The sequence below is a fragment of the Microbacterium sp. UMB0228 genome (assembly GCF_002871415.1).
Taxonomy (GTDB): Bacteria; Actinomycetota; Actinomycetes; order Actinomycetales; family Microbacteriaceae; genus Microbacterium.
The window spans coordinates 29,671-50,447 of record NZ_PNFU01000001.1; the positions used below are offsets into that span (position 1 = coordinate 29,671).

Here is a 20,777-nt window from a genome sequence, read left to right on the forward strand (position 1 = left end):
GTCGGTCCCGACAGTTGCCTCGAAGTTCCGCACGGTTTCCGCGCGCAATGGGTCCGGCGAGGACGCATCACATCGCCGGCTCGAGCTGCTCCTCGGTCCAACGGTCGACATCGGCCTGACGCCAGCGAACAGCGGCGCCGATCTTCACGGCCCGGGGGAGCGGCTCACCGAGCGACCGCTTGCGGTAGATAGTCGACACAGACATGCCGGTCTGGGCGGAGAGATCGTGAACGTCGAGGAGGGTGTTCGTCGTCTGTGTCATGCGGAGTCCTTTGATAGCGAGTACCAGAAATTTGTAACTTGTGAGGTACCGTAACACAAGCTACATGATTCTGGTAACTTGTAAGCATGGAATCAATGGCATACGCGGAAGCGGTGGGCGGATTTCTTGCCGCCTACCGGCGGCGGCACGGGATTACCCTTGAGGCGATCGCGACCGTTGGACGCGATTACGGAGCAACGTGGAGCCTGTCTAGCGTCCAGGCGATTGAGCGGGGCAAGGCTGCGCCGACGGTTCCGACGCTTCTCACGCTCGCACTCGCACTTGGAAAGCTCTCTGGTGAGCCGCTTCGACTCGCCGACCTTCTTGGGGCTGCGGAGTTGCTGGAACGGCCGTACGAGCTCCGTGAGGATCAGCCCGTGCGGCGGGAGTGGGTCAACCGCGTACTGTCGGGCGCACCGATCGCGCTCGAGGATGGCGACTATGCGCACGTGGGCGCCGCGCCGATAGGTGGGGATCACGAGTGGGACGAGGAACTCGAGATGGCGGCCCTTGAGCATATGAGGGTGCACGGCAGGAAGTCCGAGTCGTATGACCAGGTGGATGCACAGTGGGGGGCCATGACGGAGGTGCCCGACCGTGACACGCGTCAGAGCGCTCGTCGGCCTAGTGTGAGCCTTGCAGAGTCTCGGGCGGCAAAGAAGCTTGGGATACGCCCACCTCTGCTTCAGCAGTACGCGGCGCGACTCTGGGGCCATTCCCTTGAAGTCGAGGCCCTGCTCCGTGCCGGCGAGGACAGCACGCCGCAGGCGCGTGGGCGCGTCACGCGTGTGCTCATTGACGAACTCCGCGCATCCACCGACGGTGAAGTCTGATGGCCAGACCTCGAATGGCGATCGGAACCTACGGCACCATCCACGTGGCCGAGGTTCAGCCGGGGAAGTGGCGTGCCCGCACGCGGTATCGTTTCGCGGACGGCAAATCCCGCCAGATCGAGAAGCACGCGCCGAGCAAGGCCAAGGCGACGGCCGCGCTGAGGCATGCGCTGACCACGATCGAGGCCGACCGCGGTGGCGAGCTGAAACCGGCAACGCACCTCCGCGCCCTCGGCCAGAGGTTCTTGGAGTCCCGGCGTGAGTTGGGGCGCTCAGAAGGCACGCTGGAGACCTACGGCTATGCAGTCACCGCTCATATCGCGCCCCGGATCGGCGACCTCTCAGTCGCCGAGGCCACACCTGAACGGCTGCAGAAGTTCCTTAACGCCGTTGAGAAGGAAGCCGGCCCGGGGGCAGCAAAGAACTGCCGATCGGCGCTGAGTGGCATGCTCGGCCTAGCGGTGCGGAACGGGGCTTTGTCGCACAACCCCGTGCGTGAGCTCGAGCGCGTCACCCAAAGGAAGAAGAAGGGCAGCACCGCAATCCCGTTGGACGAACTGCCGATGTTTCTCCAGCGCGTCCGTGAGGACGAGAAGCTCAACGAGTGGGACACGGTGGATCTGATCACGTTCATGCTCGCGTCAGGGTGGCGAGTGGCCGAGGTGTGCGCGCTCGAAGCGAGCGCTATCGACTTCGCCGCCGGCACAGCTTCCGTTGTCGCGCAGAATGTGCGTGTGAAGGGGCGGGGAATTGTGCGGCAGGAGTTCGCGAAGACCGACAAGTCCGCGCGTACCACCCACTTGCCGGAAGCGACCATGCTCCTCCTTCACAAGCGGCACGAGAGGCTGCGCGCCGATACCAACCTCATCTTCCCGACTCCGCTGATGCGCCCTCGCGATCCCTCGAACACGCAGCGGGAGCTTCGAGACCGTCGCGACGGCCTGGGGTACCCGGGATTGTCAACGCACGCGTTCCGAAAGTCGGTAGCCACGATTCTTGACAAGGCTGGACTGTCCGCGACAGAGATCGCCGACTACCTCGGACACGAGAACCCGAGCATGACCCAGGACGTGTACATGAACACCATCAAGGGCTCCACCAAAGCTGCAGGCATCATGGGCCAGAAGCTGGACGGGCTGATCTAATCCGGTGCGAGAAGCAGCCCGGGGCGGAGTGAGGAGAGGGCTTCCGCTCTACCCGATCGTAGTGTCCGTGGCTGCGGATACGATCCATCGATGACTGATGAGCAGCCGCCGGCGCCTGATCCTGCGAGCGGGCTGAATCTTGCGGACGAGCTGAACCGTGACTTCTATTCGCATTCACCATCGCAGTACCTGCGAACTCGAATCGCGTTGCTCGTCGCCCTCGGCGACGCCGATGCCGCCTTGCATCCCGCGCTCGTTGGAGGTGTCCGTGCGTGGGGTATGGGCGTCGAGCTAGAGGTGCCACTAGACGACGAAGAGATCGACGGATTCGCTGTGGTCGAGTCGATCTCGATCATGTACCTCGCGGCGGAGGCACTCCTGCGGTTGTACTTCGCGCACGTGGAACCGGAGCCTTGTCCGCCGCTGAAGCTCTCGTCGTTGACGAGCTTCGCGAAGTTCAAGCAGATGGCGGGCGACTTGTTGACCAGCCCTCCGCGCAATGAGCTATTGCGCGAGGTATTCCGCGGCAGGCTCGATGCGCCTGCTGAGGTATCCGCGGAGGCATGGACAGAGGACGCTGACGTCCTTCGATTTCTCTTGACTCGGGCAGCCGCGCTGCTCGCCCGCGAGGCTAACGTGTACAACTCGACGAAGCACGGGCTTGCAGTGCAACCTCGGAAATCCGGGCTGCGCCTCGGTAGCGAGGAGGACCCGAATGGCGTGATCATCGACCACCACGGACCGTCCATCCGGTTCCTCAGCAAGGGTCCTAGCGCCGAAGAGGGGGTGCAACAGTGGCGAGAGACGATCCAGTTCGCGTTCCCTTCCATCAACCTCGCAGTTGCATCCGCTTTCGCCGACGAGATCGACGCGATCCACGCGGTGGCGAAGGCGCGCTTGACTGGTGAACAGGGCTCAGTGACGATTCGTCAGCGAGCGTTGATTGACCACCTTCGTGCCGTGCCCTTCGCTAGCAACTACACGGGGCTTCTATCTCTGGGGATGCATCGAGACTTTGGGGTCAGGATTGGGCGCTAGTTGCGTTCGGGCGACGCTGCTGCCTGAGCCTGATAGTGCGGAGTTTGTGCGGAGTCCACGACTGAAAACCCCAGAGCCTGCCCGGAGGGAGGCAGTCGCTGACGCGGAAAAACCCTGATAAGCGCATAAAAGAACCCCCGCGATGTAGAAGCTACGCGAGGGTTCCAGTGGCTCCGACCGGCATCGATCCGGTGACCTTTCGATTTTCAGTCGAACGCTCTACCAACTGAGCTACAGAGCCGCGCGGCGATGATGCTGCCGCGTCCTAGACGAAGAGCCCTCTCCGAAGAAAGAGCTCGTCGCACGGAGCGACCCTGACGGGACTTGAACCCGCGACCTCCGCCGTGACAGGGCGGCACGCTAACCAACTGCGCTACAGGGCCATACTGGTGTTTTCAATTGTATCGGATGGAGTGACCCCAACGGGATTCGAACCCGTGCTACCGCCGTGAAAGGGCGGCGTCCTAGGCCGCTAAACGATGGGGCCGAGTCAGTCCCGGGGGACTTCCTTGCCGACGCTCAAGCATAAGGGATCATTCGGGCAAATCGCGAATCGAGCCCCGAACCGGCTTCCCCCGGGCGTGTTCGAGCGGGACGATGGGGGGGTCGGGGATGCCGTTTCCTACGCTCCACGAGCCTGGTGCTGGTGTGAAGGTTGTTGTTACTGTGGCATCTGTGAAACCGGCGGAAGGGGCCGTGTGAACGACAAGACCACGCAGGATGCGGCACTCGCGGCATCCGCGGACTGCGGGTGTGCGCCCACCCCGACGGAGCGCCGTACCCTCTTCGGCGACGGCATCAGCCGCCGCGGCGCTCTCGGACTCGGCGCGCTCAGCGTCGTCGCCCTCAGCGCGTTCGGCATCACGTCCGGAGTCACGGCCGCCCACGCCGCGTCGTACCCGAGCTGGGACGACGTGCAGAAGGCCAAGCAGAACGAGGCCGCCAAGGCCGCTGAGGTGACGCGCATCGAGGGGCTGATCCAGTCGCTCACGCAGAAGGTCTCTGAGACGCAGGCCGCCGCCGAGATCGCCTCGACCGAGTTCTACAACGCGCAACAGGCCTACTTCGCCGCGATCGCGGAGGCCGACGCGCTGCAGGAGAAGGCGGACGCGCAGGCCGCCGTCGCCGACGAGTCCGCCCGCAAGGCTGGACAGGTCGCCGCGCAGCTCTACCGCAACGGCGGCGACGACACGTCGCTGGAACTGTTCTTCGCGGGATCCGCGGCCAACGCCGACGAGCTCCTCGCCCGCCTCGGCTCGATGGACAAGCTCCTCGAGTACAACCAGACCGTCTACAACGACGCGGTCGCCGCGCGGAACTCAGCGCAGTCCCTCAGCGACCAGGCGGTCGTCGCTCGGGACGAGCGCGACCGGCTCCAGAAGATCGCCGAGGAGAAGATGGTCGCGGCGCAGCAGGCCGCCGACGCCGCCCAGGCCGCTCTCGACGAGCAGTCCGCGAACCTCGCCACGATGCAGGCGCAGCTCGCCGCGCTGAAGGACACCACCGCGACCACCGTCGCCGGCTACCAGAAGGGCGTCGAGGAGCGGGAGAAGGAGCGCAAGCGCCGCGAGGCCGCCGAGGCCGCCGCGAACGCCGGGGGAAACAGTGGCGGAGGCGGCACCCCGGGAAGCGGTGGTTGGGTGCGTCCGCACGGTGGCTACCGCAGCTCCGGCTACGGCCCCCGCTCGCAGCAGTGCAACGCCAACGGCTGCTCTTCGAGCTGGCACTACGGCGTCGACCTCGCGAACGGCTGCGGCGCGGCGATCTACGCGGCCCATTCCGGCACCGTCGACGCAGCCTTCTACAACGGCGGCTACGGCAACTACGTCCGCATCCAGCACGGCGGCGGCATCGCCACCGGCTACGCGCACATCAAGCCCGGCGGGTTCGCCGTGCGCAGCGGCCAGTGGGTCGAGGCTGGACAGGTCATCGCCTACGCGGGCAACACTGGCGGCTCCTTCGGCTGCCACCTGCACTTCGAGGTCTACATCAACGGCCGCTACACGAACCCCATCGACTTCATGGCGGGCAAGGGCATCTCCGTCTGACGGACGGCTGGACAGCAGAAGACCCCCGGACGCCTGGCGTCCGGGGGTCTTCGCTTCGACAGGCTCAGCGACCCAGAGAGGTCGGCGACCCGGATAGGTCGGGTCAGTGGCCCTGCTCGCCGAAGCGGACGATGGCCTCGTCGAGGATGCGCTGCGCCTCGGCGGCGTTGCCCCACTCGTCGACCTTGACCCACTTGTTGGGCTCGAGGTCCTTGTAGTGCTCGAAGAAGTGCGCGATCTCCTTCTTCGTGTACTCCGGAACGTCGTCGATGTCCTGGATGTGGGCCCAGCGCGGGTCCTTGGAGAGCACGGCGACGAGCTTGTCGTCTCCGCCGGCCTCGTCGCTCATCTTCAGCACGGCGACGGGGCGGACCTCGACGACGACGCCGGGGTAGATCTGGTGGTCGAGGAGCACCAGCACGTCGAGCGGGTCGCCGTCCTCGCCGAGCGTGTTGTCGAAGTAGCCGTAGTCGGCCGGGTAGCCGAAGGTCGTGTAGAGCACGCGGTCGAGGTGCACTCGCCCGGTCTCGTGGTCGACCTCGTACTTCACGCGGCTGCCGCGCGGGATCTCAATGACGGCGTCGTGTGCGCCCATGCGTGTGCTCCTCAGGAAGATCGGTTGGATGCCGCGGACCAGCCTACTCGGGGGTCGCGGGATGGCTGTCCCGGTGCCGCCGCTGGACGATCCGATTCAGGAAGCGTGAGAGAGGACTGCTCAACAGGAGGACCAGCAGCCCCAGGTAGCCGTTCGGCGACGCGGCGACGGCGATGACCAGGGCGACCGCGAAGAGGGCGATCGCCGCGAGATCACCGGCGATTCCGCCGCGGATCACCGCCGGGGGTGCCGTGATGAGCTCCCTGTGCCGCTGCAGATAGAGCCAGCCGGCGAGTGTCGTGACCTGCGTCAGAAGGAGCGTGCCGATGTAGAGGACCGCCTGCAGAGGGTCGGCTCCATCTGACCGATCATCGCCGTCGGCACCGGCAGCCACACGATGGTCGCCATCCACGCCACGTTGATCCACAGCAGCGCGGGCGTGACCGCCTGGACGTCCCGGTACTGACTGTGATGCCCCATCCAGAACACCGCGATGAGGAGGAAGCTCAATCCGAAGCTCAGAAGCTGGCCGGCGTGTGCGGTGAGGAACTCTGCCGTATCCAGGTGATCGGCGGCCGCCTCGGCGACCGAGTCCGTGAGCGGCAGGATCAGCAACGTCATCGCGATCGCCACGACCGCATCGACGAACGCCTTGAAGCGCTCAGGGCGGAACGACGGAGCAGGGGAGCGACCGGTCACGGCGCCAGGATAGCCCTGCGCGGTTTCGGGCGACACGGCAGCCGAGGCGGTGCCCTAGCGTGGAGGGATGCCTTCCCTCGACCCCGCCGTCGCCGAGATCCGCCTCGCCGTGCGCACCGCGCTCGCCGACCTGCCCGAGGGCTCGACCGTCGTCGTCGCGGTGTCCGGCGGTGCCGACTCGCTCGCACTGGCGGTGGCCACCGCGTTCGAGGCCGCGAAAGTCGGGGTGCGTGCGACCGCGGTGACGGTCGACCACGGTCTGCAGGACGGGTCCGCCGAGGTCGCCGCCGAGACGGCACGCATCGCCGGACGACTCGGGTTGGAGGCGCTCGTCGTCCGTGTCGAGGTCGACGGCGGCGGTGGTCCGGAGGCGGCCGCGCGGGACGCGCGCTACCGCGTGCTCCGGGACGCGGCGGGCGACATCGGCGCGCGGGCGGTTCTGCTCGGTCACACGCTCGACGATCAGGCCGAGACGGTTCTGCTCGGACTCGCCCGCGGCTCCGGGGCGACGAGCCTGCAGGGCATGGCGCCGGACCGGGAGGACGACGACGGCCTCCGGTGGCTGCGCCCGCTGCTCGGCGTGCGCCGCGAGACCACCCGTGCCTTCTGCGCCGCGGCGGAGCTGCAGCCGTGGGACGACCCCCACAACACCGACGACCGCTACACGCGGGTGCGGGTGCGCCGCCACGTGCTCCCGGTGCTGGAGACACAGCTCGGTCCGGGTATCGCCGAGGCGCTGGCGCGCACCGCCGAGCAGCTCCGGGAGGACGCGGAGGCGTTCGACGAGATGATCCACGAGACGATCGAGGACATCGTCGAGCACGCGGAGGCCGGGATCTCGGTGAGCGTCGCCGCGCTCGCCGCCAACCCGGCCGCGCTGCGCAACCGCATCATCCGTCTCGTGGTCGACAGCGAGTTCGGGGCGAGCCTGAGCCGCGCGCAGACGATCGAGGTCGCCCGCCTCGTGACCGACTGGTCGGGTCAAGGGCCGATCGACCTGCCCGGGTGCGCCGCCGTGCGCCAGGGCGGCCGGATCGTCTTCACCGCCGCGACCCGCTAATCGCGGGCCGCGGCGGCGTCACGTCCTACTTCTTGCCGCCGAAGATGCCGCCGAGGATCCCGCCGAGGTCGATGCCGCCGCCGGAGCCGCTCTTGCCGCCGCCGAGAAGGCCACCCAGCACGTCACCCAACCCGCCGCCGGAACCGGAGTCGCCGCCGCCGAGGATGCCGCCGATGACGTCGCCGATCCCGCCGGAGCCCTCCGTGCCCGCGTCCGCCTTCGCCGTCTTGTCCTTGGTCGCGTTGGCGATGAGACCCATCACGATCGGCGCGAGGATGGGGAGGAGCTTTCCGAAGTCGATTCCCGGAGTCGCCTTCGACTCCGTCAGCTCCTTCGTGACCTCCTTCTCCTTCCCGCCGAGGATGTGGGAGACGATCTTCTCGCCGTCCTCCTGGTCGATGTCGTCGACCGTCGCCGGGCTCGACGCACCGCGGTGCTTGCCGAGGGCCTTCTCGATGGCCGCCGACCCCTCGGAGCTCTCCGCGTTCTTGGCCAGCCCGCCGAGGAGCACGGCGCCGCCCTGCTCGACCGCGACCTTGGCTTCGTCGCGCGACACTCCGAGCTTCTGCGCGATGTCGTCGAGGGGGACCTGGCTGAGGATGTCGTGAGTCGCCATGGGGATCTCCTTCCGTCGGGGCGTGCGCCCGCGTCACCGTCAGAGTAGTGCGGTGTCGACCTGCGGGGGAGGTGCGCGCCCACGACCGGAGCACACCGCCGCGTCGCCTAAAATCGATCCATGCGCGCCGCGGAGATCCAGGACGACCTTGCACAGATCCTCGTCACCGAGGAGGAGATCCACGCCAAGCTCGACGAGCTCGCGGCGCAGGTCGCGAAGGACTACGAGGGCAAGGACCTCATCCTCGTCGGCGTGCTGAAGGGCGCGGTCATGGTCATGGCCGACTTCGCGCGCTCGCTGCCGTTCCACGCGCCGATGGACTGGATGGCGGTGTCGAGCTACGGCGCCAGCACGAAGTCGAGCGGTGTCGTGCAGATCCGGAAGGACCTCGACACCGACCTGCACGGCAAGCACGTGCTCATCGTCGAGGACATCATCGACTCGGGCCTCACCCTGAGCTGGCTCCTGGAGAACTTCGAGTCCCGCGGCGCGGAGTCGATCGAGGTCCTCGCGCTGCTGCGCAAGCCGGAGGCCGCGAAGGTCGAGATCGACTGCAAGTACGTCGGCTTCGACATCCCCGTGGAATTCGTCGTCGGCTACGGACTCGACTACGCGGAGCGCTACCGCAACCTCCGCGACGTCGCGGTGCTGGCGCCGCACGTGTACAGCTGACGCTTCGACAAGCTCAGCGACCCAGGCGGGCTCAGAAGCCGGGCGGGTTCAGAACCCGGGCGGGCTCAGGGCCCGGGCGGCAGCGTCGGGGGCGTTGCGCCGTGGGTGAACGCACAGCGGCCCCCTAGCACGGAGGCGATACGCTGATCCGACCATGGATGTGAAGAAGCTCACCCGCAATCCGCTGATCTACGTCGCTCTGATCGGCCTGCTGCTCTTCGGCGGATTCCTGCTGATCTCGAACCTCGGTGCGCCGAAGCAGATCACGACGCAGGAGGGGCTCGAGCTGCTCTCCGGCACGACCGTGACCGAGGTCGTCACCACCGACGGCGATCAGCGCGTGGACATGACGCTGTCCAAGCCGTTCGAGGGCTCCGAGAAGGTCCAGTTCTACTACGTCGAGGCCCGCGCCGACGAGGTGGTCTCCGCGATCGATGCGGCCGCCCCGAAGGACGGCTTCAACGACGCCGTGCCGCGCGCGACCTGGTTCGACGGCTTCCTCTCCCTGCTGCTTCCCCTCGTGCTGCTCGGCTTGCTGTTCTGGTGGCTCCTGTCGTCCATGCAGGGCGGCGGCGGCAAGGTCATGCAGTTCGGCAAGTCCAAGGCCAAGCTCGTCAACAAGGAGACACCGACGGTCACCTTCGCCGACGTCGCCGGTGCCGACGAGGCCATCGAGGAGCTCCACGAGATCAAGGAGTTCCTGCAGGACCCGGCGAAGTTCCAGGCCATCGGCGCCCGCATCCCGAAGGGCGTGCTGCTGTACGGCCCTCCCGGAACCGGAAAGACCCTCCTCGCCCGCGCCGTCGCCGGTGAGGCCGGAGCCCCGTTCTACTCGATCTCCGGTTCCGACTTCGTCGAGATGTTCGTCGGCGTCGGCGCCTCCCGCGTGCGCGACCTGTTCAGCCAGGCCAAGGAGAACGCTCCGGCCATCATCTTCATCGACGAGATCGACGCCGTCGGCCGTCACCGCGGTGCCGGCATGGGCGGCGGCAACGACGAGCGCGAGCAGACGCTGAACCAGATGCTCGTCGAGATGGACGGCTTCGACCCGAACGCGAACGTCATCGTGATCGCGGCCACCAACCGTCCCGACATCCTCGACCCCGCGCTGCTGCGCCCCGGCCGCTTCGACCGTCAGATCGGTGTCGACGCCCCCGACCTCAAGGGCCGCCAGAAGATTCTCGAGGTGCACAGCAAGGGCAAGCCGCTGTCGAAGAACGTCGACCTCGAGGTCGTCGCTCGCAAGACGCCCGGCTTCACCGGTGCCGACCTGGCGAACGTGCTCAACGAGGCCGCGCTGCTCACGGCCCGCTCGAACGCGCAGCTCATCGACAACCGCGCCCTCGACGAGGCCATCGACCGCGTGATCGCCGGTCCGCAGCGTCGCACTCGCGTGATGAAGGACAAGGAGAAGCTCATCACGGCGTACCACGAGGGCGGACACGCGCTCGCGGCGGCGGCGATGAACTACACCGACCCCGTGACGAAGATCACGATCCTGCCCCGCGGCAAGGCGCTCGGCTACACGATGGTGCTGCCGCTGGACGACAAGTACTCCGTCACCCGCAACGAGCTGCAGGATCAGCTCACCTACGCCATGGGCGGTCGCGTCGCCGAGGAGCTCGTCTTCCACGATCCCACCACCGGTGCCTCCAACGACATCGAGAAGGCGACCTCGATCGCCCGCAAGATGGTCATCGAGTACGGCATGACGACGCAGGTCGGTCCGGTCAAGCTCGGCACCGAGGGCGGCGACATGTTCGTCGCGCGCGACATGGGCCGTGGCCGCGAGTACTCCGAGAAGGTCGCGGAGCGTGTCGATGCCGAGGTGCGGGCGCTCATCGAGCAGGCGCACAACGAGGCGTACGCGGTGCTCAGCGAGAACCGGGACATCCTCGACCGTCTCGCCCTCGCGCTCCTCGAGGAGGAGACCCTCGACCACAACCGCATCGCGGAGATCTTCACCGAGGTGAAGAAGCTCCCCGAGCGTCCGCTGTGGCTGTCCAGCGAGGACCGCCCGGTCTCGGAGCGGCCGCCGATCGAGGTCCCGAAGAAGGACGTCTCGCTCGCCGCCTCCGTCGAGGCGCCGACGGCCCCGCCGCGTCCGCAGCAGGGCTCCGCCGGAGCGGGCAACCCTCGTCCCGCGACGGCGTGACGTGACCGTCGACAAGGGACGCGTCGAGCGGCTCACCAGGGAACTCCTGGAGGCGATCGGCGAGGACCCCGATCGTCCGGGGATCAAACAGACCCCCTCCCGGATGGCCGAGCTCTACGCGGAGTTCTTCGCGGGGGTGGGCGAGGATCCCGCCGAGCCGCTCGCCCACACGATCAGCGTGACCCGCGGGCCGGCGCCGGACACCCTCCCGTCCGGCGCGGTGCTGCTGCGCGACATCCGCTTCCGCTCGGTGTGCGAGCACCACCTCCTGCCCTTCGCAGGGCATGCGCACATCGCCTACCTTCCGGGCGAGCAGGTCGTCGGCCTCGGTGCGCTCGTGCGCGTCGTGGAGATCCTCGCCGCGCGGCCGCAGGTGCAGGAGCGGCTGGGGGAGCAGATCGCCGACACGATCGCCGAGAACCTCGACGCGCGCGCCGTGCTCGTCGTACTCGATGCCAGCCACGGCTGCGTGACGATGCGGGGCGGGCGGCAGACCGAGGCCTCGACGCTGACCATCGCGGCGCGCGGGGTCTACACGGATCCCGTGGCGCGTGCGGAGCTGGTGACCCTGATCGGCATGACCGTGCCGGGGGCCGGGACGTCGCGCGCATGACCGGCATCTGGGGCATCGTGAACGTCACCCCCGACTCGTTCAGCGACGGCGGGCGGTATCTCGACGCAGACCGCGCGGTCGCCCACGGCCTCCGTCTGCGCGCGGAAGGGGCGTCCGTCCTCGACGTCGGGGGCGAGTCGACCCGGCCGGGCGCGGAACGCGTCGGGGTGGACGAGGAGCAGCGCCGGGTCCTTCCGGTCGTCGAACAGCTCGCGGCGGCCGGTGCCGTCGTCAGCATCGACACCCTCAACGCGTCGACCGCCGCGGCCGCCGTGCGCGCGGGAGCGCGCATCGTCAACGACGTCTCCGGCGGACTCGCCGACCCCGACATGCGCGCCGCGGTGGCGGAGTCGGGAGCCGACTTCGCGATCGGGCACTGGCGGGGCTTCTCCGCCGACATGTACGCGAACGCCGATTACCGACGCGTCGCCCGAGAGGTGGCCGGCGAGCTGCGCGAGCGCATCGGGGAGGCGGCCGCCGCCGGGATCGCGCCCTCCCGCCTGATCGTCGACCCCGGTATCGGGTTCGCCAAGGCCGGTGCCCAGAACTGGGACGTGCTGCGGGGCCTCGACGAGATCGTGGGTCTCGGCTTCCGCGTGCTGGTCGGGACGTCGCGCAAGCGCTTCCTCGCCGACGTGCTGCAGGAGGCGGCACCGGGCGGTGACGGCGTCTCCGAGGAGCGCAGGGACCTGGCCACCGCGGTGACGAGTGCGCTCGCGATGCGCGCCGGGGCCTGGGCGGTGCGCGTGCACGACGTCGCGGCCACCCGCGACGCCCTCGCGATCACCCGCGCCTGGGAAGGCTGAGTGCGAGGTCGGAGCGTCGCCGTACCCTAGAGGCATGGACTTCCTCGACGAGATCGTGCTGACAGGGCTGACCGTGTTCGGCCACCACGGCGTCTACCCGCACGAGCGGGAGAACGGACAGGAGTTCACGGTCGACCTCCGGCTGCGGCTCTCCCTCGAACAGGCCGCCGCGTCCGACGATGTGGCCGACACCGTGCACTACGGCGAGCTCGCGGAGCGGGTGGCCGCCGTCGTCGCGGGGGAGCCGGTGAACCTCATCGAGACCCTGGCCGAGCGGATCGCGGACGTCGCCCTCGGTGACCGCCGCGTGCAGCAGGTGACCGTGACGGTGCACAAGCCGCAGGCGCCGATCGCCCTGACCTTCGGCGACGTGGCCGTGACGGTGCATCGGACGCGGGCTCCGGAGTCGCTGGAGGACATCACCACATGAGCCGCAACCTCACCCGCCCGCCGGAGGTGCCGGGCCCCCGAGCTCCGCGCCCCGAGACGGTGGCGGTCGTCGCGCTCGGCGCCAATCTCGGAGACCGCGAGGAGACGATCCGTGCCGCGGCCGCGCGCATCGCTCGGCTTCCGCTCGTCTCGGACGTGCGCCTTTCGCGTCTATTCGAGACGGTGGCGGTGCGCGTGGACGGCCCCGATCCGGACGCGCCCGGGTACGTGAACGCGGTGGCCCTGGTGACCACCCGGCTCGCTCCCGAGATCCTCCTCGGCATGCTGCACGCCATCGAGGACGAGAACGGCCGCGTGCGCGGAGAGCGGTGGGGCGACCGCACTCTCGACCTCGACCTCATCGCCTATGGCGACGTCGTCTCGGACGACCCTCGGATCCAGCTGCCCCATCCGCGGGCGGCGGAGCGGCTGTTCGTCCTGGAGCCGTGGCTCGACGTCGACCCCGACGCCGAGCTCGTGGGGCGCGGCCGGGTCGCCGATCTGGCGGCGGACCTTCGCGCGCGAGGCGAGGGATGAAGCGCACCTCCGCCGGACTTCTCGCCGTCCTCGCGCTCGTCGGCGCCGGGGCCGGCTTCATCCTCGACCAGACGCTCACGGCGACGGGGCGGGCCACGTTCACGCCGTCCCTCTTCCTCCCTGTGCTGCTCGTCCTCATCGCGGGCGCATCGCTCGGGGTGGCCTGGCCGGTGCGGCGCAGCGTCCGCTCCGGGGTGCGCATCGACCCGTTCCGTGCCCTCCGGGCCGCGACCCTCGCGCGGGCGTCGAGTCTGCTGGGGGCGATCCTGGCGGGCTTCGGGGCGGGCCTGCTGGCCTTCCTCCTCACGCGCCCCATCGATCCCCCGATAGGGTCGACTGTGGCCATGGTGGCGCTGATCGCGAGTGCGGTCGTGCTCGTCATCGCCGCTCTCGTCGCCGAACAGTTCTGCACCCTGCCGAAGGATCCTGATGACTCAGAACCCAGAGACCGCGCCCCTGAACCCGGCGGAGGGCACTGACCTCGGCGCCCTCGACCAGGGCACCTACACGGGCCTGCGCACGGCGCGCAACGAGGCCCGCCTCGAGCTCGACGGCACCTGGCACCAGATCTCGCCGCGCTACGTGGTGTCGCAGATCGTGCAGAACGTCATCTTCCTGGCGCTCGTCGTGGCGGCGGCCGTCGTACTGAACATCGTGCTCGAACAGGACTGGGTGTGGATCCCGGCCGGGGTCATCATCCTCATCACCCTCGTGACGCTGGTCATCCTCCCGCGTCAGGCGCGCGCGATCGGCTACATGCTGCGGGCGGACGACATCGTGTTCCGCAAGGGCATCCTCTGGCAGCGCATGATCGCCGTGCCGTACGGCCGCATGCAGCTCGTCGACATCACCCAGGGGCCTCTCGACCGGGCGTTCGGCATCTCCCAGCTCAAGATGGTCACCGCGGCGGCGACCACCGGCGTGCAGATCCCCGGCCTCACCCAGGCGGCGGCCGAGGCGCTGCGCGACACACTCATCCAGGTCGCCGAGACCCGCCGGACCGGACTGTGAGCGAGTCGCAGCTCCCCACCGCCGCGCCGGGGCAGACCTCCGCGGGCGCGCCGTCGACGCACCTCGCGGACGGCGAATGGCACCGGATGCATCCGCTGACGCCGCTCTTCAAGGGCGGCCTGGCGCTCATCATCGTCGGCGGAATCGTGATCGCGAACATGCGCGACCGCGTCATCGCCTGGCTCGTCGGGCAGTTCGCGCCGGAGGAGGCGCACTACGACGACTACACCGGCGGCGATCCGGTCGACTGGGTGCTCGCCAACAACTTCGCCCTGATTGCCCTGCTGGGTGTCCTGGCGCTCGTCGTGGTGCTCGTGGCCATCTTCTGGTTCGTCTGGCGCTTCCAGCAGTTCCGGATCACCGGGGAGCACGTCGAGGTGCGCAAGGGCATCATCTTCCGGTCGCACCGTCGCGCCCCGCTCGACCGTGTGCAGGGCGTGAACCTCACGCGGCCGTTCCCGGCACGCATCATCGGCCTCGCGAAGCTCGAGGTCGTCGGCGCGGGCACGGATGCGAACGTCGCGCTCGAGTACCTGGCCACGCCGCGCGCCGAAGGGGTGCGCGCCGAGATCCTGCGCCTGGCCTCCGGTGCGCGAGCCGCTCGGCACGCGGCGTTGGATCCGCAGAGCGGCGCGCCGTCCAACGGGACCGCTCCGGCTTCCGCTCGGGCACAGCTCGTCGGCTCGATGAACGAGGGCGTCAACGGCCTGCTCGCCGGCGTGGACCTGCAGGACGTCGTCCCCGAGAGCGTCGTCAAGATCCCGGCCGGCCGGCTGATCGGCTCGCAGCTCATCTCCGGGTTGCTGTGGCTGGTCTTCTTCGGCGTGATCTTCGCGATCGCGATCGGCAGCACCCTCATCGGCATCCTCGTCGACGGCGATCCCGACGGCGGGGTGGTGCTGCTGGGCATCGGGCTCGGCATGGGCGTCCCCATGGTCATCGCCGTGGTCGGCATCACCTGGGCGCAGATCTCCAGGTCGCTGCGCTACTCCATCGCGCCCACCCCCGACGGCGTGCGCATCACCTACGGCCTGCTCACCACGGTCACCGAGACCCTTCCGCCGGGCCGCATCTTCGCGGTCGAGGTGTCGCAGTCCCTGCTGTGGCGGCCGTTCGGCTGGTGGACCATCAAGATCAACCGCATGAGCGGCAAGAGCGCCGCGCAGCAGTCGTCGAGCAGCGGTCAGCAGTTCAACGTCGTGCTCCCGGTCGGCAAGCGCGCCGACGTCGAGCGCGTGTTGTCTCTCGTGCTGCCCGACGTGCCGGCCGAGAGCATCCCCGCGCTGTGGGACCACGGTGTCGTCGGTCCGACCGATGCCGACCCCTATCGGACGATGCCGCGCCGGGCCTGGTGGCGGCGACCGTTCTCCTGGAAGCGGCACGGCTATACGGTGACGACGGACGGTCTGCTCCTGCGCCGCGGCATCGTGTGGCGCAAGCTCGCGGTCTTCCCGCTCGCGCGTCTGCAGGGCGTGTCGCTGAGCCAGGGGCCCATCGACCGGGCCCAGGGGGTCTCCGGTGCGCAGGTGCACACCGTGCCCGGGCCGATCACCGGCCTCCTCTCCGGGCTCGAGCGCGCGGACGCCCTCGCACTGCTCAACGAGGTCAGCGTCGCCGCGGCCGAGGCGGCGTCCCGAGACCACACGCACCGCTGGAGCGAGCACGCCGTGGCCGGAACTCCGGTCGCACCGCCCGCTTCGCCGGTGTTCGATGGTCCTGCGAGGCCGGCGTCTCCCGCGTTCGGAGGGGCGGCATCCGCACCGCCTGCTCCGCCCGCTCCGCCGGCCCCGTTCGCGCCGCCGGCTCCGTTCGCGCCGCCTGCTCCGCCGACCGGTGTTCCGGGGTCGGCGACTCCGCCGGTCCCGCCCGTCCGGACTCCTCCGGTGACGCCGCCGCCGGCCCCGCCGGTCACGGCGCCTCCGGTCGCGCCGCCGCCTGCTCCGCCGGTCGCGCCGCCACCGCCGCGGACGGCTGCCCCCTCGACCTCTCCGGCGCCGACCGGCCCGACCCCGCCACCCACCCCGCCGGCGCGACCGGACACGTCGCGCGAGGAGTGAGCGTGGTGCGCGACGGGCGCCTCGGCGTCGGCATCGTCGGGGCCGGGCGCGTCGGTCCGGTGATCGGCGCGGCACTGGCCGGAGCCGGGCACGCGATCGTCGGGATCACGAGCGGATCGGACGACGAGCGTGCGTCCGCGGTGCTCCCCGGCGTTCCGGTGCTGGACACGCAGGAGGTCGTGCGGCGCGCCGAACTGGTGATTCTCGCGGTCCCCTCCGCCGAGCTGCCGGCCCTCGTCTCCGGCATCGCGGAGCTGGGCGGGTGGCAGATCGGCCAGCTCGTCCTGCACACCGATCCGGCGCAGGGCATTGAGGTCCTGCGCCCGGCGGCGGAGCGCGGTGCCATCCCGTTGGCGGTGCACCCGGCGATCACGTTCACCGGGACCTCGATCGACCTCCGGCAGTTGCAGGCGGGCTTCGCGGCGGTCACCGCTCCCGCCGCCGTGCTCCCGATCGCTCAGGCGCTCGCCGTGGAGATGGGGTGCGAACCGGTGGTCATCGCGGAAGCCGACCGTGCCGCCTACGCCGACGCGATCGCCACGGCCACGGAGTTCTCCCGCTCGATCATCGGACAGTCGACCTCGCGGCTCCGTGACATCGGGGTCGAGAACCCGGGTGGCTTCCTGTCGGCTCTGGTGCAGTCGACGGTCGAGCGGGCGCTGCGCGACGCCTCGGATCCGCCCCCGCTGGTCTGATCGCCTTCCCGACGCGGCGTCTCGGGCTTAGCGTCCGCCGGAGAAGCCGCCTCCGCCTCCGCCCCCGGAGAACCCGCCGCCGAACGAGCCGCCGGTAGAGGACGAGGTGCCGGTGGACGGGGCCGAGTAGGTCGCGGCCGCCGTGGAGGAGCTCATGAACGCCACGAGCGACGTGCGGAGGGCGAAGGACGTGGGGTCGCCGATCCAGGTCGGGCCGTGCGCCTCCCGACTGTAGGCACTCTCCAGCACCCGGCCCCACTCGTCCTCCATGCCGAACAGCATCGCGTAGGGGAGGAGGCGCTCGTAGACATGGATGACGTCCGCCCCCTCCTCGGTGCGCCGTTCCGCGCCGGTGTAGGACTGCAGCATCCGCAACCGGTCCTCCTCCGCGACGCGGATGAACTCGCGCACCCCCTGCAGATGCTCGTACGCCTGCGCACCTTCCGGCGTCAGCACTGTGTGCCGTGAGAAGGTGAAGAAACTGGACGCCGCGACGAGCAGCGTCCCGACGGAGATGGCGAGAAGCGCGGGGCCGGCGGAAAGGCGCCCGGATGCCACAGCCACGATGGCGACGACGAGACCGGCCACGGCGACGGCGATGGCCATGGACTGCAGGATGACGGCAGCGCGGCTGCGCGCCGTGGTCGTCAGCCCGCGACGGGAGGCCTCCTCCTGGCCCTTCGTCGTCAGCGCGGTCATCCGCGTCGCGAAGGCCTCGCTCTCGGTCGGCAGGTCCACGACGCCGTCCGCATCCGCGTGGAGGAAGAGCGCGTCGAGCGCAGCCTGATCGAGGGGGCTCGGCGCCCTGCCGTGGGGCTGTCGTCGCAGCCGGGGCGCTTCGGCTGATGCGCCTTCCTCGATGCGCAGGGCGCCGCGGACGGCGAGGTGCACGATCTCGGCGGGCACCACGTTCTTGGCACCAGGGAGGAGCGCGGCTGCGAGGAGGGGAGGCTGGTCGTCGGGGACCTCGTACTGCGCCACGATGATCCCGGTGGCGCGGCGCCGACGTCGTCCCGAGCCCACCGTGGCCGCCCAGCCGGCCGCGGACAGGCCGACGGCGCCGACCGCAGCGAGCACCGGCCCGAGGTCGGCGACGGGATCGGGCAGGCGGGCGGCGGGCTGGGTCACGGTCCCCGGTGCGAAGCCGACGGCCACCGTCACCCCGTCCCCGGCGGGAAGCGACCGGGCCTCGACATGGAACGTCGCGCCCTCCCCGCCCGCGATCGGCCCGGCGAGCTCGCAGGGAGCCGTGGATCCGGCAGGGCCGATGTAGCATTTCGTCGCGCCGGTGAGATGGGTGGCCAGCGCCGCGTCGAAGCGGATGTCGGCCCGGAACGCCTCGATCGGCTGCGTGCTGTCGAGGGGGAGGAGATCCCAGTAGAACTCGTCCGCGGTACGGGAACCGGATGCATCGGGCGCACTGCCGACGATGATGTCGCGCATCTCGTATTCGATGACGTAGGTGGTCAGGCCGTGGACGAAGTCGTCGTCGCCGGTGAGGACGAAGAGCGTCCCGTCGTCCTCGTCGGTCTCGTACGGGATGGCGGCTCCGTCCTCGTCGGTGACCGCGAGCACCCGGGTGTCGAGCGCGGCGTCCTTGTACGTCGTCGCCAGCCCCCGCACGATGCCGCGGTTCTGGTCGGCGTCGGGGAATCGCGCGACGACGGTCTCCGTCACCTGCATGCGCGCCCGCCCGTCCTCGTCGAGCCCGACGTTGTACACCGCGTCCCAGGAGGCGTAGGAGAAGTCGTCCACGTCGGCGGCGGAGACGACGGTGGTCGCGGTCGCCGGGGCCGCCGCGACGGCGATCTCCGGCGCGAGGACGGGGACGGTGGCGAGAGCGACGACGGCGCTCGCGCGGAGGATCCGAGTGGGGGCCATGCCTCGAGGCTACCCAGCACGCCGCGCGGCGAGGACGTCCCGCGCCATCTCGGTAAACTGGGGAGGACTTCCAAGGAGCCCCGCACATGACTGACGCGTCCGCCGCGCCCGAAACGGCCTCGGCCGCCCCTTCCGCCGAAGAGGACATCCACGAGCAGAAGGCCGTCCGCCTCGCCAAGCGCGAGCGTCTGATCGAGAAGCGCACGGACGCCGGCGGCGGTGCGTTCCCGGTCGCCGTGCCCGTGACGCACAGCATTCCCGCGCTGCGCGCGGAGTACGGAGACCTCGAGCCCGGCGCCGAGACCGGCGTCGTCGTCGGTGTCGCCGGCCGCGTGGTGTTCAGCCGCAACACCGGGAAGCTCTGCTTCGCGACGCTCCAGGCCGGCGACGGCTCCCGGATCCAGGCGATGGTCTCCCTCGCCAACGTCGGCGAGGAGTCGCTCGCGGACTGGAAGGAGTACGTCGACCTCGGTGACCACGTCTTCGTGCACGGTGAGGTGATCTCCAGCCGTCGCGGCGAGCTGTCGATCATGGCCGACGACTGGACCATCGCGTCGAAGGCGATCCTCCCGCTGCCCAACGCCTACGCCGAGCTGAGCGAAGAAGGACGCGTCCGCAGCCGCTACCTCGACCTCATCGTCCGGGAGCAGGCGCGGACGACCGTGCGTGCGCGTGCGGCGGTGAACGCGAGCCTGCGGGCGACGTTCGCGTCCCACGGCTACCTCGAGGTGGAGACGCCCATGCTGCAGGTGCAGCACGGCGGCGCGTCCGCTCGCCCGTTCGTCACCCACTCCAACGCGTTCGACACGGAGCTCTACCTCCGCATCGCCCCGGAGCTGTACCTCAAGCGCGCGGTCGTCGGCGGCATCGAGCGGGTCTTCGAGATCAACCGGAACTTCCGCAACGAGGGTGCCGACTCGACGCACAGCCCGGAGTTCGCGATGCTCGAGGCCTACCAGGCCTACGGCGACTACAACCAGATGGCGGCGCTGACGCAGGAGCTCGTGCAGCAGGCCGCGATCGCGGTGGCCGGGTCGACCACGGTGACGTGGGCGGACGGCACTGAATACGACCTGGGCGGCGAGTGGGACCGCATCTCGATGTACGAGTCGCTGTCCGCCGCCTCCGGGCGCACCGTCACGCCGACGGATGCCGTCGCGGACCTGATCGCCTTCGCCGAGGCGAACGGCGTCGACGTGCCGCCTCAGGCCACGCACGGCAAGCTCGTCGAGGAGCTCTGGGAGCACTTCGTGAAGGGCGACCTCGTCCGGCCGACGTTCGTCATGGACTTCCCCGTCGATACCTCGCCGCTCGTGCGGGAGCACCGCTCCGTCGAGGGCGTCGTGGAGAAGTGGGACCTCTACATCCGTGGATTCGAGCTGGCGACCGGGTACTCCGAGCTCGTGGACCCGGTCATCCAGCGTGAGCGGTTCGAGGAGCAGGCGAAGCTCGCCGCCCGCGGCGACGTCGAGGCCATGCCGATCGACCAGGAGTTCCTCCGGGCTCTGGAGCACGGCATGCCGCCGTCCGGAGGGATGGGCATGGGCATCGACCGTCTCCTGATGGCGATCACCGGCCTGGGGATCCGCGAGACCATCCTCTTCCCGCTCGTCAAGTAGCGGCGA

22 protein-coding genes and 3 tRNA genes are annotated in these 20,777 nt (G+C 69.5%); 16 read left to right on the forward strand and 9 right to left on the reverse strand.

What is annotated here, in order from left to right; genetic code table 11:
- Positions 1 to 67: 67 nt before the first annotated feature.
- Positions 68 to 262: an AlpA family transcriptional regulator gene (locus CJ226_RS00175; RefSeq protein WP_102207980.1), complete on the reverse strand. Its 195-nt coding sequence runs from the start codon at positions 260 to 262 to the stop codon at positions 68 to 70.
- A gap of 95 nt (positions 263 to 357) precedes the next feature.
- Between CJ226_RS00175 and CJ226_RS00180 the strand changes: the two genes are divergently transcribed.
- From CJ226_RS00180 to CJ226_RS00190, 3 genes are all read left to right on the forward strand, one after another.
- Positions 358 to 1,095: a helix-turn-helix domain-containing protein gene (locus CJ226_RS00180; protein ID WP_062635493.1), complete on the forward strand. Its 738-nt coding sequence runs from the start codon at positions 358 to 360 to the stop codon at positions 1,093 to 1,095.
- Positions 1,096 to 1,109: 14 nt separating this feature from the next.
- Entirely contained in the window at positions 1,110 to 2,240 is a 1,131-nt protein-coding gene (gene xerC / locus CJ226_RS00185; RefSeq protein WP_062635495.1) for a tyrosine recombinase XerC, read from the forward strand.
- A gap of 90 nt (positions 2,241 to 2,330) precedes the next feature.
- Positions 2,331 to 3,278, forward strand: a complete 948-nt coding sequence (locus CJ226_RS00190) for a hypothetical protein (RefSeq protein ID WP_029266130.1) — start codon at positions 2,331 to 2,333, stop codon at positions 3,276 to 3,278.
- 168 nt (positions 3,279 to 3,446) lie between these two features.
- Here the strand turns inward: CJ226_RS00190 and CJ226_RS00195 are convergent.
- The 3 genes from CJ226_RS00195 to CJ226_RS00205 all read right to left on the reverse strand — a co-directional run bounded on the left by CJ226_RS00195 (position 3,447) and on the right by CJ226_RS00205 (position 3,765).
- Positions 3,447 to 3,519 (reverse strand) — tRNA-Phe (locus CJ226_RS00195).
- A gap of 68 nt (positions 3,520 to 3,587) precedes the next feature.
- Positions 3,588 to 3,661: transfer RNA gene (locus CJ226_RS00200), tRNA-Asp, on the reverse strand.
- Between the two features lie 31 nt (positions 3,662 to 3,692).
- A tRNA-Glu gene (locus tag CJ226_RS00205) sits at positions 3,693 to 3,765 on the reverse strand.
- A 211-nt stretch (positions 3,766 to 3,976) separates the two neighbouring features.
- Here CJ226_RS00205 and CJ226_RS00210 point away from each other — a divergent pair.
- Positions 3,977 to 5,326 (forward strand): M23 family metallopeptidase, encoded by a 1,350-nt coding sequence (locus CJ226_RS00210; protein ID WP_102207981.1) that lies wholly within the window; start codon positions 3,977 to 3,979, stop codon positions 5,324 to 5,326.
- A gap of 103 nt (positions 5,327 to 5,429) precedes the next feature.
- Here the strand turns inward: CJ226_RS00210 and ppa are convergent, their stop codons facing one another.
- The 3 genes from ppa to CJ226_RS18355 are packed head-to-tail and all read right to left on the reverse strand — an operon-like array spanning position 5,430 to position 6,620.
- On the reverse strand, positions 5,430 to 5,921 hold the full coding sequence (gene ppa / locus CJ226_RS00215; protein WP_025104593.1) for an inorganic diphosphatase: 492 nt from the start codon (positions 5,919 to 5,921) through the stop codon (positions 5,430 to 5,432).
- 43 nt (positions 5,922 to 5,964) lie between these two features.
- Complete coding sequence (locus tag CJ226_RS18350; protein WP_257996510.1) at positions 5,965 to 6,315, reverse strand: hypothetical protein; 351 nt, start codon at positions 6,313 to 6,315, stop codon at positions 5,965 to 5,967.
- A complete protein-coding gene (locus CJ226_RS18355; protein ID WP_257996408.1) occupies positions 6,231 to 6,620 on the reverse strand; it encodes a TMEM175 family protein in 390 nt (129 codons plus the stop codon). The genes CJ226_RS18350 and CJ226_RS18355 overlap by 85 nt, the downstream gene beginning before the upstream one ends.
- Before the next feature lie 67 nt (positions 6,621 to 6,687).
- On the opposite strand from CJ226_RS18355, the gene tilS reads away from it, so the two are divergent.
- Positions 6,688 to 7,680 (forward strand): tRNA lysidine(34) synthetase TilS, encoded by a 993-nt coding sequence (tilS, locus tag CJ226_RS00225; protein WP_102207982.1) that lies wholly within the window; start codon positions 6,688 to 6,690, stop codon positions 7,678 to 7,680.
- A 25-nt stretch (positions 7,681 to 7,705) separates the two neighbouring features.
- Here tilS and CJ226_RS00230 read toward each other — a convergent pair whose 3' ends face one another.
- A complete protein-coding gene (locus tag CJ226_RS00230) occupies positions 7,706 to 8,296 on the reverse strand; it encodes a DUF937 domain-containing protein (RefSeq protein WP_102207983.1) in 591 nt (196 codons plus the stop codon).
- Between the two features lie 120 nt (positions 8,297 to 8,416).
- On the opposite strand from CJ226_RS00230, the gene hpt reads away from it, so the two are divergent.
- The 10 genes from hpt to CJ226_RS00280 all read left to right on the forward strand — a co-directional run bounded on the left by hpt (position 8,417) and on the right by CJ226_RS00280 (position 17,271).
- Positions 8,417 to 8,968: a hypoxanthine phosphoribosyltransferase gene (gene hpt / locus CJ226_RS00235; RefSeq protein ID WP_062635507.1), complete on the forward strand. Its 552-nt coding sequence runs from the start codon at positions 8,417 to 8,419 to the stop codon at positions 8,966 to 8,968.
- 154 nt (positions 8,969 to 9,122) lie between these two features.
- Positions 9,123 to 11,123 carry an ATP-dependent zinc metalloprotease FtsH gene (gene ftsH, locus CJ226_RS00240; RefSeq protein ID WP_102207984.1) on the forward strand — a complete coding sequence of 667 codons (2,001 nt, stop codon included), beginning with the start codon at positions 9,123 to 9,125 and terminating at the stop codon, positions 11,121 to 11,123.
- A gap of 1 nt (position 11,124) precedes the next feature.
- Complete coding sequence (gene folE / locus CJ226_RS00245; protein WP_102207985.1) at positions 11,125 to 11,736, forward strand: GTP cyclohydrolase I; 612 nt, start codon at positions 11,125 to 11,127, stop codon at positions 11,734 to 11,736.
- The gene (gene folP / locus CJ226_RS00250) at positions 11,733 to 12,542 is read left to right on the forward strand and encodes a dihydropteroate synthase (protein ID WP_102207986.1); all 810 of its coding nucleotides are present in this window, start codon (positions 11,733 to 11,735) and stop codon (positions 12,540 to 12,542) included. The genes folE and folP overlap by 4 nt, the downstream gene beginning before the upstream one ends.
- Before the next feature lie 34 nt (positions 12,543 to 12,576).
- Positions 12,577 to 12,972: a dihydroneopterin aldolase gene (folB, locus tag CJ226_RS00255; protein ID WP_085604020.1), complete on the forward strand. Its 396-nt coding sequence runs from the start codon at positions 12,577 to 12,579 to the stop codon at positions 12,970 to 12,972.
- Positions 12,969 to 13,508 carry a 2-amino-4-hydroxy-6-hydroxymethyldihydropteridine diphosphokinase gene (folK, locus tag CJ226_RS00260; RefSeq protein WP_102207987.1) on the forward strand — a complete coding sequence of 180 codons (540 nt, stop codon included), beginning with the start codon at positions 12,969 to 12,971 and terminating at the stop codon, positions 13,506 to 13,508. The genes folB and folK overlap by 4 nt, the downstream gene beginning before the upstream one ends.
- A complete protein-coding gene (locus tag CJ226_RS00265; protein WP_062635517.1) occupies positions 13,505 to 13,987 on the forward strand; it encodes a DUF3180 domain-containing protein in 483 nt (160 codons plus the stop codon). Before folK ends, CJ226_RS00265 begins: the two co-directional genes overlap by 4 nt.
- Positions 13,938 to 14,519 (forward strand): PH domain-containing protein, encoded by a 582-nt coding sequence (locus CJ226_RS00270; RefSeq protein WP_062635519.1) that lies wholly within the window; start codon positions 13,938 to 13,940, stop codon positions 14,517 to 14,519. The genes CJ226_RS00265 and CJ226_RS00270 overlap by 50 nt, the downstream gene beginning before the upstream one ends.
- Complete coding sequence (locus tag CJ226_RS00275) at positions 14,516 to 16,576, forward strand: PH domain-containing protein (RefSeq protein ID WP_257996409.1); 2,061 nt, start codon at positions 14,516 to 14,518, stop codon at positions 16,574 to 16,576. Before CJ226_RS00270 ends, CJ226_RS00275 begins: the two co-directional genes overlap by 4 nt.
- Positions 16,577 to 16,578: 2 nt before the next feature.
- On the forward strand, positions 16,579 to 17,271 hold the full coding sequence (locus CJ226_RS00280; RefSeq protein WP_062635523.1) for a DUF2520 domain-containing protein: 693 nt from the start codon (positions 16,579 to 16,581) through the stop codon (positions 17,269 to 17,271).
- Between the two features lie 27 nt (positions 17,272 to 17,298).
- Here CJ226_RS00280 and CJ226_RS00285 read toward each other — a convergent pair whose 3' ends face one another.
- Complete coding sequence (locus CJ226_RS00285) at positions 17,299 to 19,152, reverse strand: DUF2207 domain-containing protein (RefSeq protein WP_102207988.1); 1,854 nt, start codon at positions 19,150 to 19,152, stop codon at positions 17,299 to 17,301.
- 86 nt (positions 19,153 to 19,238) lie between these two features.
- Between CJ226_RS00285 and lysS the strand changes: the two genes are divergently transcribed.
- A complete protein-coding gene (gene lysS, locus CJ226_RS00290; RefSeq protein WP_102207989.1) occupies positions 19,239 to 20,771 on the forward strand; it encodes a lysine--tRNA ligase in 1,533 nt (510 codons plus the stop codon).
- The last annotated feature ends 6 nt before the right edge of the window (positions 20,772 to 20,777 follow it).

Excerpts from the sequence above, each read along its gene's own strand:
- CJ226_RS00175 (WP_102207980.1), bottom strand. The coding sequence starts at position 262 with ATGACACAGACGACGAACACCCTCCTCGACGTTCACGATCTCTCCGCC.
- CJ226_RS00180 (WP_062635493.1), top strand. The coding sequence starts at position 358 with ATGGCATACGCGGAAGCGGTGGGCGGATTTCTTGCCGCCTACCGGCGG.
- xerC (WP_062635495.1), top strand. The coding sequence starts at position 1,110 with ATGGCGATCGGAACCTACGGCACCATCCACGTGGCCGAGGTTCAGCCG.
- CJ226_RS00190 (WP_029266130.1), top strand. The coding sequence starts at position 2,331 with ATGACTGATGAGCAGCCGCCGGCGCCTGATCCTGCGAGCGGGCTGAAT.
- ppa (WP_025104593.1), bottom strand. The coding sequence starts at position 5,921 with ATGGGCGCACACGACGCCGTCATTGAGATCCCGCGCGGCAGCCGCGTG.
- tilS (WP_102207982.1), top strand. The coding sequence starts at position 6,688 with ATGCCTTCCCTCGACCCCGCCGTCGCCGAGATCCGCCTCGCCGTGCGC.
- CJ226_RS00230 (WP_102207983.1), bottom strand. The coding sequence starts at position 8,296 with ATGGCGACTCACGACATCCTCAGCCAGGTCCCCCTCGACGACATCGCG.
- hpt (WP_062635507.1), top strand. The coding sequence starts at position 8,417 with ATGCGCGCCGCGGAGATCCAGGACGACCTTGCACAGATCCTCGTCACC.
- ftsH (WP_102207984.1), top strand. The coding sequence starts at position 9,123 with ATGGATGTGAAGAAGCTCACCCGCAATCCGCTGATCTACGTCGCTCTG.
- folP (WP_102207986.1), top strand. The coding sequence starts at position 11,733 with ATGACCGGCATCTGGGGCATCGTGAACGTCACCCCCGACTCGTTCAGC.
- folB (WP_085604020.1), top strand. The coding sequence starts at position 12,577 with ATGGACTTCCTCGACGAGATCGTGCTGACAGGGCTGACCGTGTTCGGC.
- folK (WP_102207987.1), top strand. The coding sequence starts at position 12,969 with ATGAGCCGCAACCTCACCCGCCCGCCGGAGGTGCCGGGCCCCCGAGCT.
- CJ226_RS00265 (WP_062635517.1), top strand. The coding sequence starts at position 13,505 with ATGAAGCGCACCTCCGCCGGACTTCTCGCCGTCCTCGCGCTCGTCGGC.
- CJ226_RS00270 (WP_062635519.1), top strand. The coding sequence starts at position 13,938 with ATGACTCAGAACCCAGAGACCGCGCCCCTGAACCCGGCGGAGGGCACT.
- CJ226_RS00285 (WP_102207988.1), bottom strand. The coding sequence starts at position 19,152 with ATGGCCCCCACTCGGATCCTCCGCGCGAGCGCCGTCGTCGCTCTCGCC.
- lysS (WP_102207989.1), top strand. The coding sequence starts at position 19,239 with ATGACTGACGCGTCCGCCGCGCCCGAAACGGCCTCGGCCGCCCCTTCC.